The following is a 13,441-nucleotide window of genomic DNA, read 5'->3' on the forward strand; positions in this document are numbered from 1 at the left end:
TACCGCGACCGCCCCCCGAAACGCCCACGGCCGGCCCCGCCGGAAAGCGGGACCGGCCGTGGGCCGAACGGGGAGGCCGGGCTACTTGACCGGCTCCGGCTCCGGGGCGTCCGCCGGGGCGTCCTCGCCCGCCGGGTCGACCGGGGTCCGTACGGAGTCCAGCAGCAGCTGGGCCACGTCGACGACCTGGACGGACTCCTTCGCCTTGCCGTCGTTCTTCTTGCCGTTGACCGAGTCGGTCAGCATGACCAGGCAGAACGGGCAGGCGGTGGAGACGATGTCCGGGTTGAGGGACAGGGCCTCGTCGACGCGCTCGTTGTTGATGCGCTTGCCGATCCGCTCCTCCATCCACATGCGCGCGCCGCCCGCGCCGCAGCAGAAGCCGCGCTCCTTGTGGCGGTGCATCTCCTCGTTCCGCAGGCCCGGCACCTTGGCGATGATCTCGCGCGGCGGTGTGTAGACCTTGTTGTGGCGGCCCAGGTAGCAGGGGTCGTGGTAGGTGATCAGGCCCTCGACCGGGGTGACGGGGACCAGCTTGCCCTCGTCGATCAGGTGCTGGAGCAGCTGGGTGTGGTGGATGACCTCGTACTCGCCGCCGAGCTGCGGGTACTCGTTCGCGATCGTGTTGAAGCAGTGCGGGCAGGTCGCGACGATCTTCTTCTTGGCCTTGGGGACGGTCACCCCCTCCTCCGCGTCCTCACCGAACGCCGTGTTGAGCATCTCGACGTTCTGCTGGCCGAGCTGCTGGAAGAGGAACTCGTTGCCCAGGCGGCGGGCCGAGTCGCCGGTGCACGCCTCGTCACCGCCCATGATCGCGAACTTCACGCCGGCGATGTGCAGCAGTTCGGCGAACGCCTTGGTGGTCTTCTTGGCGCGGTCCTCCAGGGCACCCGCGCAGCCGACCCAGTACAGGTAGTCGACCTCGGTGAGGTCCTCGACGTCCTTGCCGACGACCGGGACCTCGAAGTCGACCTCCTTGGCCCAGGCCAGGCGCTGCTTCTTGGCCAGGCCCCAGGGGTTGCCCTTCTTCTCCAGGTTCTTCAGCATCGTGCCGGCCTCGCTGGGGAAGCTGGACTCGATCATGACCTGGTAGCGGCGCATGTCGACGATGTGGTCGATGTGCTCGATGTCGACCGGGCACTGCTCGACGCAGGCGCCGCAGGTGGTGCAGGACCACAGGACGTCCGGGTCGATGACGCCGTTCTCCTCCAGGGTGCCGATCAGCGGGCGCTCCGCCTCGGCGAGCGCGTCCGCGGGCACGTCCTTGAGCTGGGCGGCGGTCGCCTTCTCGGTGCCTTCCTCGTCCTTGCCGCCGCCGGCGAGCAGGTACGGGGCCTTGGCGTGCGCGTGGTCGCGCAGCGCCATGATCATCAGCTTCGGGGACAGCGGCTTGCCGGTGTTCCAGGCGGGGCACTGCGACTGGCAGCGGCCGCACTCGGTGCAGGTGGAGAAGTCGAGCAGGCCCTTCCAGGAGAAGTGCTCGACCTGGGAGACGCCGAACTGGTCGTCCTCGCCCGGGTCCTCGAAGTCGATCGGCTTGCCCGCGCTGGTCATCGGCTGGAGCGCGCCGAGCGCGACGTCGCCGCTGGACTCGCGCTTGAACCAGATGTTCGGGAAGGCGAGGAAGCGGTGCCAGGCCACGCCCATGTCGGTCTTGAGCGCGACCGTGATCATCCAGATGAACGACGTCGCGATCTTCAGGCCGGCGAAGAAGTAGGTGAGGTTCTGGAGCGTCGAGACGTCCATGCCCTCCAGCCACGAGATCACCGGGTACGAGATGAAGAACGAGGCCTCGTAGCCGTCCAGGTGGTGCTGGGCGCCCTCCAGCGCGTGCAGCATGAAGATGCAGACGCCGACGATCAGGATGACCGCCTCGACGAAGTACGCCTGGCCGAAGTTGGAGCCGGTGAAGCGGGACTTGCGGCCGGCCTTGCCGGGCTTGCTGAGCTGCCGGATGACGATCAGCAGCAGGATGCCGAGCACCGTCATGGTGCCGATGAACTCGACGAAGACGTTGTACGGCGCCCACTCGCCGATGACGGGCAGCAGCCAGTCGGCCTTGAAGAGCTGGCCGATGGCGTTGACGATCGTCAGCAGCAGCGAGAAGAAGCCCACCGCCACGAACCAGTGCGCCACGCCCACGATGCCCCAGCGGTTCATCCGGGTGTGGCCGAGGAACTCCTTGACCACCGTGACCGTGCGTTGCGTCGGGTCGTCGGTCCGGGTGCCGGCGGGTACGGGCTGGCCGAGCCGCATCGTGCGGACGATCTGCAGGATGGCACGGCCGAACAGTGCGACGCCGACCGCGATTAGGACCAGCGACACGATGATCGCGGCGAGTTGCATGGGTGGCTCCTCGGGCCTGCGGGTGCGGAGGTTACGGGGAATACTTGAGGGGCTGCGCGTACATACGAGGGGTACGCGGAGTCCGGCGGTACAAGGACTACAGCGATTACTAAGCAGTAACTTTTCAGGTCTGCGCTGAGGTTACCCAGTATCCCGGGCGCCATGAAGCCGCCCGGCCGGTGATCTGTGTCGCGCAGGCAACCCTTCCCACCCCGCCCCGCGTCCTCCGAAGTGGGAGTGACGGTAAGACCGACATAAAAGTTGAGTGGGGCTGGCTCAGGTCAATTGACAGGCTGGCGGACGTGCTGCACGCTTGAGCCTGTTCCACTCAAGTCATGGAGGAATCGAAATGGCACGTGCGGTCGGCATCGACCTGGGCACGACGAACTCCGTCGTCAGTGTTCTCGAAGGCGGTGAGCCCACCGTCATCACCAACGCCGAGGGCGCCAGGACCACGCCGTCCGTCGTCGCCTTCGCCAAGAATGGCGAGGTGCTGGTCGGCGAGGTCGCGAAGCGCCAGGCGGTCACCAACGTCGACAGGACGATCCGTTCGGTCAAGCGCCACATGGGCACTGACTGGAAGGTCAACCTGGACGGCAAGGACTTCAACCCGCAGCAGATGAGCGCCTTCATCCTGCAGAAGCTCAAGCGGGACGCGGAGGCCTACCTCGGCGAGAAGGTCGCGGACGCGGTCATCACCGTTCCGGCCTACTTCAACGACTCCGAGCGCCAGGCCACCAAGGAGGCCGGCGAGATCGCGGGCCTGAACGTCCTGCGTATCGTCAACGAGCCCACCGCCGCGGCCCTGGCCTACGGCCTGGAGAAGGACGACCAGACCATCCTGGTCTTCGACCTCGGTGGCGGTACCTTCGACGTCTCGCTGCTGGAGATCGGCGACGGTGTCGTCGAGGTCAAGGCGACCAACGGTGACAACCACCTCGGTGGTGACGACTGGGACCAGCGCGTCGTCGACTACCTGGTCAAGCAGTTCAACAACGGCCACGGCGTCGACCTGTCCAAGGACAAGATGGCGCTCCAGCGCCTGCGCGAGGCCGCGGAGAAGGCGAAGATCGAGCTGTCGTCGTCCACCGAGACGACGATCAACCTGCCCTACATCACCGCCTCCGCCGAGGGCCCGCTGCACCTGGACGAGAAGCTCACCCGGGCGCAGTTCCAGCAGCTCACCCAGGACCTCCTGGAGCGCTGCAAGACCCCGTTCCACAACGTCATCAAGGACGCCGGCATCGAGCTGTCCGAGATCGACCACGTGGTCCTGGTCGGCGGCTCGACCCGTATGCCGGCCGTCGCCGAGCTGGTCAAGGAGCTGACCGGCGGCAAGGACGCCAACAAGGGCGTCAACCCGGACGAGGTCGTCGCCATCGGCGCGTCGCTGCAGGCCGGTGTCCTCAAGGGTGAGGTCAAGGACGTCCTCCTGCTGGACGTCACCCCGCTGTCCCTCGGTATCGAGACCAAGGGCGGCATCATGACCAAGCTCATCGAGCGGAACACGACGATCCCGACCAAGCGCTCGGAGATCTTCACCACCGCCGAGGACAACCAGCCCTCCGTGCAGATCCAGGTCTACCAGGGCGAGCGCGAGATCGCGGCGTACAACAAGAAGCTCGGCATGTTCGAGCTGACCGGTCTGCCCCCGGCCCCGCGCGGCGTGCCGCAGATCGAGGTCACCTTCGACATCGACGCGAACGGCATCATGCACGTCGCGGCGAAGGACCTCGGCACCGGCAAGGAGCAGAAGATGACCGTCACCGGTGGCTCCTCGCTGCCGAAGGACGAGGTCGACCGGATGCGCCAGGAGGCCGAGCAGTACGCGGACGAGGACCACCGCCGCCGCGAGGCCGCGGAGTCCCGCAACCAGGGCGAGCAGCTCGTCTACCAGACGGAGAAGTTCCTCAAGGACAACGAGGAGAAGGTCCCCGCCGAGGTGAAGACCGAGGTCGAGACCGCCGTCGGTGAGCTGAAGGAGAAGCTCAAGGGCGAGGACACGGCCGAGATCCGCACCGCGACCGAGAAGGTCGCCGCGGTCAGCCAGAAGCTGGGCCAGGCCATGTACGCCGACGCGCAGGCCGCGGGTGGTGCCGAGGGCGCCGCCGGTGCCGGTGCCGCCGGTGCCGCGGGCGGTCAGCAGGCCAAGCCCGAGGACGACGTGGTCGACGCCGAGATCGTCGACGACGAGAAGCCCAAGAAGGACGGTGCCGCGTGACGGAGGAGACTCCGGGCTTCGAGGAGAAGAAGCCCGACGTCCCCGCCGAAGCCGCACAGACCCCTGATGACGCGGCGCAGGCCGAGTCCGCCGACACGGCGGGCTCGGCCCCGGCCGGGGAAACGAGCCAGGACGTAGCCGCCACGGCGCAGCTGGACCAGGTGCGTACCGCGCTCAACGAGCGCACCGCGGACCTCCAGCGGCTCCAGGCGGAGTACCAGAACTACCGTCGCCGGGTGGAGCGGGACCGGGTGTCGGTGAAGGAGATCGCCGCGGCGAATCTGCTCACCGAGCTGCTGCCCGTGCTCGACGACATCGGCCGGGCCCGGGAGCACGGCGAGCTGCTCGGCGGCTTCAAGTCGGTGGCCGAGTCGCTGGAGACGGTGGCCGCGAAGCTGGGCCTCCAGCAGTTCGGCAAGGAGGGCGAGCCCTTCGACCCGACGATCCACGAGGCCCTGATGCACTCCTACGCTCCGGATGTCACGGAGACCACGTGCGTCGCCATCCTCCAGCCCGGGTATCGCATCGGTGAACGAACGATCCGCCCCGCGCGGGTCGCCGTCGCCGAGCCGCAGCCGGGCGCGCAGCCCGGCAAGGCCGCCTCGGAGGACGACGCCAAGGCTTCGGACGAGGAGAGCGGTGGCCCGGACGAGGGCTGACGCGGCGGCGGAGGAAGCAGTACGGGAGGAGGGACGTCGGGGATGAACACCAAGGACTTCGTGGAGAAGGACTACTACAAGGTCCTCGGCGTCCCGAAGGACGCCACCGAGGCGGAGATCAAGAAGGCGTACCGCAAGCTGGCCCGGGAGTTCCACCCGGACGCCAACAAGGGGGACGCCAAGGCCGAGGACCGCTTCAAGGAGATCTCCGAGGCCAACGACATCCTCGGTGACCCCAAACGCCGCAAGGAGTACGACGAGGCGCGGGCGCTGTTCGGCAACGGCGGCTTCCGCGCCGGCCCCGGCGGCGCCGGCGGCGGATCGTTCAACTTCGACCTGGGCGACCTCTTCGGAGGAGGAGGCGGCGCCCAGGGCGGCACGGCGGGCGGCGGCTTCGGCGGCGGCATCGGCGACGTGTTCGGCGGCCTGTTCAACCGTGGCGGCGGCGGTACGCGTACGCAGCCGCGCCGCGGTCAGGACGTCGAGTCCGAGGTGACGCTCAGCTTCACCGAGGCGGCGGACGGGGCCACGGTCCCGCTGCGGATGTCCAGCCAGGCCCCCTGCAAGGCGTGCTCCGGCACCGGCGACAAGAACGGCACGCCGCGTGTGTGCCCGACCTGCGTCGGCACCGGGCAGGTCAGCCGCGGCGGCGGTGGCGGCTTCTCGCTCACCGACCCGTGTGTGGACTGCAAGGGCCGCGGCCTGATCGCGGAGAACCCGTGCGACGTCTGCAAGGGCAGCGGCCGGGCGACCAGTTCGCGCACGATGCAGGTGCGTATCCCGGCGGGTGTCTCCGACGGGCAGCGCATCCGGCTGCGCGGCAAGGGCACCCCGGGCGAGCGCGGCGGGCCGAACGGCGATCTGTACGTCGTCGTGCACGTCGAGGCCCACCCGGTCTTCGGCCGCAAGGGCGACAACCTGACCGTCACCGTCCCGGTCACCTTCCCGGAGGCGGCGCTGGGCGGCGAGGTGCGGGTGCCGACACTCGGCGGCCCGCCGGTGACGCTCAAGCTCCCGGCCGGAACTCCCAACGGACGTACGATGCGCGTGCGCGGCAAGGGAGCGTCGCGCAAGGACGGCACCCGTGGCGACCTGCTGGTCACCGTCGAGGTGAGCGTCCCCAAGGACCTCGGCGACACCGCACGGGAGTCGTTGGAGTCCTATCGCGAGGCGACCGCGGGTGAGGACCCGCGGGCGGAGCTGTTCCAGGCCGCGAAGGGAGCTTGAGTCGGATGGATGGCCGGGGCGGGCGTCGGAACCCGTATGAGCTGACCGAAGAGTCGCCGGTGTATGTCATCTCCGTCGCGGCTCAGCTCTCGGGTCTGCATCCGCAGACCCTGCGTCAGTACGACCGCCTGGGGCTGGTCTCGCCCGACCGTACGGCGGGGCGGGGCCGGCGCTACTCGGCCCGGGACATCGAACTCCTCCGGGAGGTGCAGCGCTTGTCGCAGGACGAGGGCATCAACCTCGCCGGCATCAAGCGCATCATCGAACTGGAGCATCAGGTCACGGCCCTGCGCCAGCGGGTCGCCGAGCTCCAGCACGCGGTGGAGGGCGCGGCCGCCGCCATCCAGCAGCGGGAGGCGGCCGTACACGCGTCGTACCGCAGGGACCTGGTGCCCTATCAGGACGTGCAGCAGACCAGCGCGCTGGTCGTGTGGCGTCCGAAGAAGCGGTCCGACTAGGACAGGCCCTAGCGGCCGTCACAGCGTTCGAAGGCAGGGGCCGGGGTGCACACGCACCCCGGCCCCTGCCTTTCCGTAGGCACCACGCTCTTTCCGCGGGCTCCGCGCCGCTTCCGCAGGCCCCGGGCGCCGATCAGCAGCCGTTGTAGCCGGCCGTCGGCATGGACAGGCGGCGGTGCACATGGGACTTCATCGCGGTGGTGTACACCGGCTCGTCGTAGTCGGCGATCTCCAGCCGGACGCCCGCGGCGGCACACCGGTCGGTGAACTCGTCGGCCGAGGCGATGGCGTTCCGCAGGGCGCGGCGGTTGGGCGCGACGAACACGTCGACCAGTCCGGCCTCCACGTCCTGCCACAGCGCGGCGTGGTCGGCGCGGAGCTGGTGCACGCTCAGCCGGCAGGTCAGGTCGTAGTCGCGGGCCTGCGCCCACTGGGCGCACATGGCGTGCTGGCTGCGGTCGTCGACCAGGAACGGGTCGTCGTCCAGCCCCGACAGCGGCATGAGGCAGGCGATGGCCGTCACTCGGACCGAGTTCATCGTGCCCCCCGGGACGTGGCGAGTGTGGGGGTGACGATACCGCCGCGCGACCGGCGGGGTGGAGGGGCGGTGCCGGGCGGCGAGGCGTATCCGCACGCATGGCAGATCTTCCAGCCGTCCTGGTTCACGGCGAGCTGGCCGCCGCACCGGGGGCACAGTTCGGCGTGGGCGGGGCGGCGGCGGGCAGCGGGCGGGCGGACACCGGTACGGGAGCCGATCGGTTCGGTGCGTGATCCGGACGCCATGCGCTCTCCAGCGGCTGTGCGGCGCTCGCGACGTTCCGTATCGCGAACGGTGGTCTCCGCATGTGGCATAGCAGGGCAGGGGGCGCGACGGTGCCGTGCCGTCCGGATCCGGCCAGGTACGGACCTGGAGGGCGGGTCAGGCCCGGCCCAGCGCCTTGGTGACGGTGATCTCGATCATCACCCGGTCCGGCTTGGGGGTCGGCGTGCGTCCGTACCGCTCGGCGTAACGCCGTACCGCGTCCGTCACCACGTCGGCGTCCGTACGGATGCGGGCGACGCCCTCCAGGGTGGCCCACCGCCTGCCGAGCATCTGGCACACCGCGACCCGGGCACCGTCCGGGCCGCCCGCGAGGACGTGGCCGACCTTGCTGCTGTCCTTGCGGGTGATCACGCGGGCGATGCGCTGGTTCGCGTCGAAGGTGACACCGACCGGGACGACGTGGGGCGTGCCGTCGGGACGCAGGGTGGTCAGCGTGCACATGAGGTGCTCGCTCCAGAAGGCGAGGTACTCGGGGCTGAGGTCATCCAGGTCGTGGGCCATGACCGGAAGAGTAATTGGGGAACCTGTGGGGGCGCCGTGCGGAGGGGCTGCAAAGGGACAGCGCACGCAGCGTGGAGGAGTCGTGAAGGCGCCGTGAAACCTCCGTATGCCCTGCTGATCGGCCGCAGGGCGTGGGCGGTCCCGCGGTGGTGGCCGCCGGTCCGGATCGGAACGACGGAGGCAGGTCGGGGGGCGGCTGCCGGGCCGCGCCGACGGCCGTACGGCGGCCCGGAGGGCGTTTCCGGTGCGGCCGTGCGTCACCGCGACGGCATGATCCGGCCCGTCCGGTGCACCCGTGAGAAGGGCCGGAAGACACCGTAGAGTCCCCGGAACCGCATTGAGTGGAATAGACTCAACTTATCGGACGTTGAGCTGAGCAGGTTCCGCTGCCGGACCACGGCACCGATCACGTGACGAGCACAAGGAGGAGCGCGCGAGTGGACGCCGAGCTGACCAACAAGAGCCGTGAGGCGCTGAGCGCCGCCAACGAGCGGGCGGTGACGGCGGGACACGCGGACATGACCCCCGCGCATCTGCTGCTCGCCCTCCTCGCCGGCGCGGACAACGAGAACATCACCGACCTGCTGGCCGCCGCCGGTGCGGACGCTGTCGCGCTGCGCTCCGGCGCCGAGCGCCAGCTGGCCGGGACACCCAGCGTGCAGGGTTCCACGGTCGCCCCGCCGCAGCCCGACCGCGACACGCTGGCCGTCATCGCCGACGCCGCGCAGCGCGCGAAGGAGCTCGGCGACGACTTCATCTCCACCGAGCACCTCCTCATCGGCATCGCCGCCAAGGGCGGCCGCACCGGCGAGCTGCTGGCGCAGCAGGGCGCCACGGCCAAGAAGCTGCTGACCGCCTTCGAGGACAGTCGGGGCGGCCGCCGGGTGACCAGCCCGGACCCGGAGGGCACGTACAAGGCGCTGGAGAAGTTCGGTACGGACTTCACGGCGGCCGCCCGCGAGGGCAAGCTGGACCCGGTCATCGGCCGCGACCAGGAGATCCGCCGCGTGGTGCAGGTGCTCTCGCGGCGTACGAAGAACAACCCGGTGCTCATCGGCGAGCCCGGCGTCGGCAAGACCGCCGTCGTCGAGGGCCTGGCGCAGCGGATAATCAAGGGCGACGTACCCGAGTCGCTGCGCGACAAGCGGCTGGTGGCGCTCGACCTGGGCGCGATGGTGGCGGGCGCGAAGTACCGCGGCGAGTTCGAGGAGCGGCTCAAGACCGTCCTGGCAGAGATCAAGTCCAGCGACGGCCAGATCATCACGTTCATCGACGAGCTGCACACGGTCGTCGGCACCGGCGCCGGCGGCGACTCCGCCATGGACGCGGGCAACATGCTCAAGCCCATGCTGGCCCGCGGCGAGCTGCGCATGGTCGGCGCGACGACCCTGGACGAGTACCGCGAGCGCATCGAGAAGGACCCGGCGCTGGAGCGCCGCTTCCAGCAGGTGCTGGTCGCCGAGCCGACCGTCGAGGACACGGTCGCGATCCTGCGCGGCCTCAAGGGCCGCTACGAGGCCCACCACAAGGTGCAGATCGCCGACTCCGCGCTGGTCGCCGCCGCCACCCTCTCCGACCGCTACATCACCTCCCGCTTCCTGCCCGACAAGGCCATCGACCTCGTCGACGAGGCGGCCTCCCGCCTCCGTATGGAGATCGACTCCTCGCCCGTGGAGATCGACGAACTCCAGCGCTCCGTCGACCGGCTGCGAATGGAGGAGCTGGCGCTCAAGAACGAGACCGACGCCGGCTCCGTCCAGCGCCTGGAGAAGCTCCGAAAGGACCTTGCCGACAAGGAGGAGGAGCTGCGCGGCCTGACCGCCCGCTGGGAGAAGGAGAAGCAGGGCCTCAACCGCCTCGGCGAGCTGAAGGAGAAGCTCGACGAATTGCGCGGCCAGGCCGAGCGCGCCCAGCGCGACGGCGACTTCGACACCGCCTCCAAGCTGCTGTACGGGGAGATCCCGGGCCTGGAGCGGGAGCTGGAGGAGGCCGCCGCGGCCGAGGCCGAGCAGGAGGCGTCCAAGGACGCCAAGTCCTCCATGGTCAAGGAGGAGGTCGGCCCGGACGACATCGCGGACGTGGTCGGCTCCTGGACCGGCATCCCCGCCGGGCGCCTGCTGGAGGGTGAGACGCAGAAGCTGCTGCGTATGGAGGACGAGCTGGGCAAGCGGCTGATCGGCCAGACCGAGGCCGTACGGGCCGTCTCGGACGCGGTGCGCCGCACCCGCGCCGGCATCGCCGACCCGGACCGCCCCACCGGCTCCTTCCTCTTCCTCGGCCCGACCGGCGTCGGCAAGACCGAACTGGCCAAGGCGCTCGCCGACTTCCTCTTCGACGACGAGCGGGCGATGGTCCGTATCGACATGAGCGAGTACGGCGAGAAGCACAGCGTCGCCCGGCTGGTCGGCGCCCCGCCCGGCTACGTCGGCTACGAGGAGGGCGGCCAGCTCACCGAGGCGGTCCGCCGCCGCCCGTACAGCGTCGTCCTGCTGGACGAGGTGGAGAAGGCGCACCACGAGGTCTTCGACGTGCTGCTCCAGGTCCTCGACGACGGCCGGCTCACCGACGGCCAGGGCCGCACGGTCGACTTCCGCAACACGATCCTGATCCTGACCTCCAACCTGGGCTCCGCCTTCCTGATGGACCCCCTCCTGAAGGAGGACCAGAAGAAGGACAAGGTCCTGGAGACGGTACGGGCGTCCTTCCGGCCCGAGTTCCTCAACCGGCTGGACGACCTGGTGGTCTTCCACCCGCTCGGCACCGACCAGCTCCAGCGGATCGCGGGCATCCAGCTCGACCACCTGCAGCGGCGGCTCGCCGACCGCAGGCTGACGCTGGACGTCACCGAGCGCGCCCTGACCTGGCTCGCCTTCCTCGGCCGGGAACCGGTCCTCGACCAGCCCCAGGCTGCCTCCTCGGGGCCCGACCTGTCCTACGGCGCGCGCCCGCTGCGCCGCCTGGTGCAGACGGCCATCGGCGACCAGCTCGCCAAGGCGATCCTGTCGGGCGAGGTGCTGGACGGCGACACGGTACGGGTGGACGTCGCCGAGGACGGCAGGTCGCTGGTGGTCGGTCCCGTACGGTGAGCCGCACCGGACCGCCGGAACCAGCCCGCTGAGGCCGGACCGCCGAGACCGGACCGCCGTACGGGGTGTCCCGCCGCCCTCGCTCCCTCCGGGTCTTCAGCCCGCAGCGGAGAGAGGGCGGCGGGCTTGCCATGACGGGGCCGGGATGGGGGAGGATGGCGGGGACCATACGAAGGGAATTCCACGGTGAGCATCGACCCGTCCTCGATCCCGAATTTCGGGGGCCAGCCCGAACCGCAGCCGTCGGGGCCTGATGGTCCCGTCCTGCCCGACCAGGACCTGGTCAAGCAGCTCCTCGACCAGATGGAGCTGAAGTACGTAGTCGACGACGAGGGTGACCTCGCCGCCCCGTGGGAGCAGTTCCGCACGTACTTCATGTTCCGCGGCGAGGAGGAGCAGCAGATCTTCTCCGTCCGCACGTTCTACGACCGCCCGCACGGCATCGACGACAAGCCGAAGCTGCTGGAGGCGCTCGACGACTGGAACCGCCGGACGCTGTGGCCCAAGGCCTACACCCACACCCACGACGACGGCACGGTCCGGCTGATCGGCGAGGCGTCGATGCTGATCGGTACCGGCGTCGCGCTTGAGCACTTCGTGTCGAGCACGGTCAGCTGGGTCCGCGCGTCGATCGAGTTCGACAAGTGGATCGTCGAGCAGCTCGGCCTGGAGGCCGACGCCGAGGGCGAAGGCGAAGAGAAGCCGGGTGACGAGGAGGCGTGAGCCTTCGCGTGGCATGAGCCCCGCGGGCCCCGGAGCGGATCGCTCCGGGGCCCGCTGCCGTTCCGGGCGGCCCCGGCTCACAGCGGCAGCGGCGCCATGGCCAGCAGATACACCCCGTATCCGAGGGAGAGCGCGGCCAGCGAGCCGGTCGCCAGGACGACGGTGCGCGGCCGGGCGCGGGCCAGCGCGACCGCTGCCGGGACCAGCAGCGGGAAGGCCGGCAGCAGGAACCTCGGCTTGGAGGGGAAGTAGCCGGTGCCGCCCAGCGCGACGGCCACCAGCGCGGCGGTGTAGACGAGCAGCGGCAGGGGCGGCCGGTCCAGCACCAGCAGGACGAGGAGCAGGACCGACACGGCGATGACCGCGGCCGCCATGTGCAGCACCAGCGGCTCGTTGTACAGGAACAGCCGCTTCACGGACCGCAGCGTGTCCCGGCCGAAGTCGAAACGCGAGCCCCAGATCTCCTGCACCCGGAAGTAGCCGCCCGGCCCGGCGCCGGTGTGCGCCCCCACCCACAGGACGTACCCGAGCCAGCCGACGGGGGCGAGCAGGGCCGCGGCCCAGTAGGGCCAGAGGGGGCGCCGGGGCCGGAGGGGGCGGGCCCGCGCCGTCGCCGCGGCCATGACCACCGCCGCGGCCAGCACCGCCACGGCGACCGCGAGGCCGTTCGGCCGGGCCAGTCCGGCCGGCAGCGCCAGGGCGCCGGCCCACAGCGGGCGGTCGGTGAGCAGGGCGTACAGGGCCCACGCGGCCAGCGCCGTGAGCAGCGGTTCCGTATAGCTCAGCGACTCGATGACGGCGTGCGGCAGCAGGGCCCACAGCACCACCAGGAACGTGCCCGCGCGCCGCCCGTACAGATGTGCGCCGACCGCGAAGATGCCCCAGGCGGCCACGGCGGCGGCCGTCCACGCGAGCAGCAGCCCGGCGTTGAGCACGCCGATCGGCAGGACGGCGGTCACGCCGCGGATCAGCCCGGGGTACAGGGGAAAGAAGGCCAGGTCGGCGAGGGGGTCCGGTGGCCACATGTGGTGGGGGGCCGGGGAGCCGTAGCCGTGCCGGGCCACGCCCAGGTACCAGTTGGAGTCCCAGGTGGCGCCGAGCAGACTGCGCGGATGGCGGCCGGTGTGCCACGCCCAGAGCGCCGTGCACAGGACGCCCGCGCAGCGGATGGCCGCGAACAGCGCGAGGGCGGGCGCCGCACGGCGCAGGGCGGCCCGGACGTGGACGCGTACGGAACCGGGCCGTACCCCCGCGGCGGCTGCGGTGTCGACGGTCTCGGCGGTCACGGAACACCTCCGGTACGCGCGCGGCGGTCACACACCGGGCCCCCGCGCGCCCGGCGCACCCCGGCACCACGACTCTCGGCGCCGCCCGCCCGCCACGCGACCCCGGTAGGC

11 protein-coding genes are annotated in these 13,441 nt (G+C 70.5%); 7 read left to right on the forward strand and 4 right to left on the reverse strand.

The annotated features are described in order from the left end of the window. Positions 1-81: 81 nt before the first annotated feature. Entirely contained in the window at positions 82-2,346 is a 2,265-nt protein-coding gene (locus tag A6A06_RS31295) for a (Fe-S)-binding protein (RefSeq protein WP_073765704.1), read from the reverse strand. Positions 2,347-2,695: 349 nt separating this feature from the next. Between A6A06_RS31295 and dnaK the strand changes: the two genes are divergently transcribed. The 4 genes from dnaK to A6A06_RS31315 are packed head-to-tail and all read left to right on the forward strand — an operon-like array spanning position 2,696 to position 6,911. Further along, entirely contained in the window at positions 2,696-4,567 is a 1,872-nt protein-coding gene (gene dnaK, locus A6A06_RS31300; RefSeq protein WP_073765706.1) for a molecular chaperone DnaK, read from the forward strand. Beyond that, a complete protein-coding gene (gene grpE / locus A6A06_RS31305) occupies positions 4,564-5,226 on the forward strand; it encodes a nucleotide exchange factor GrpE (RefSeq protein ID WP_073765708.1) in 663 nt (220 codons plus the stop codon). The genes dnaK and grpE overlap by 4 nt, the downstream gene beginning before the upstream one ends. A gap of 42 nt (positions 5,227-5,268) precedes the next feature. Then, positions 5,269-6,453, forward strand: coding sequence for a molecular chaperone DnaJ (dnaJ, locus tag A6A06_RS31310; RefSeq protein ID WP_073765710.1), 1,185 nt, complete (start codon positions 5,269-5,271; stop codon positions 6,451-6,453). A 5-nt stretch (positions 6,454-6,458) separates the two neighbouring features. Further along, positions 6,459-6,911 (forward strand): heat shock protein transcriptional repressor HspR, encoded by a 453-nt coding sequence (locus A6A06_RS31315; protein ID WP_073765712.1) that lies wholly within the window; start codon positions 6,459-6,461, stop codon positions 6,909-6,911. Positions 6,912-7,044: 133 nt separating this feature from the next. Here A6A06_RS31315 and A6A06_RS31320 read toward each other — a convergent pair whose 3' ends face one another. Beyond that, entirely contained in the window at positions 7,045-7,449 is a 405-nt protein-coding gene (locus A6A06_RS31320; protein ID WP_073765714.1) for a hypothetical protein, read from the reverse strand. A 98-nt stretch (positions 7,450-7,547) separates the two neighbouring features. Here A6A06_RS31320 and A6A06_RS43615 point away from each other — a divergent pair, with 98 nt between their 5' ends. Next, positions 7,548-7,682, forward strand: coding sequence for a hypothetical protein (locus A6A06_RS43615; RefSeq protein ID WP_274535903.1), 135 nt, complete (start codon positions 7,548-7,550; stop codon positions 7,680-7,682). A 148-nt stretch (positions 7,683-7,830) separates the two neighbouring features. On the opposite strand, the gene A6A06_RS31330 is transcribed toward A6A06_RS43615, so the two are convergent. Continuing rightward, a complete protein-coding gene (locus tag A6A06_RS31330) occupies positions 7,831-8,235 on the reverse strand; it encodes a pyridoxamine 5'-phosphate oxidase family protein (RefSeq protein ID WP_073765716.1) in 405 nt (134 codons plus the stop codon). 437 nt (positions 8,236-8,672) lie between these two features. On the opposite strand from A6A06_RS31330, the gene clpB reads away from it, so the two are divergent. After that, positions 8,673-11,321, forward strand: a complete 2,649-nt coding sequence (gene clpB, locus A6A06_RS31335; protein WP_073765718.1) for an ATP-dependent chaperone ClpB — start codon at positions 8,673-8,675, stop codon at positions 11,319-11,321. Between the two features lie 186 nt (positions 11,322-11,507). After that, complete coding sequence (locus A6A06_RS31340) at positions 11,508-12,044, forward strand: YbjN domain-containing protein (RefSeq protein WP_073765721.1); 537 nt, start codon at positions 11,508-11,510, stop codon at positions 12,042-12,044. 77 nt (positions 12,045-12,121) lie between these two features. Here the strand turns inward: A6A06_RS31340 and A6A06_RS31345 are convergent, their stop codons facing one another. Then, a complete protein-coding gene (locus A6A06_RS31345) occupies positions 12,122-13,330 on the reverse strand; it encodes a hypothetical protein (protein WP_199931280.1) in 1,209 nt (402 codons plus the stop codon). Positions 13,331-13,441: the final 111 nt, after the last annotated feature.

This window comes from Streptomyces sp. CB02923 (assembly GCF_001905005.1).
Lineage (GTDB): Bacteria > Actinomycetota > Actinomycetes > Streptomycetales > Streptomycetaceae > Streptomyces.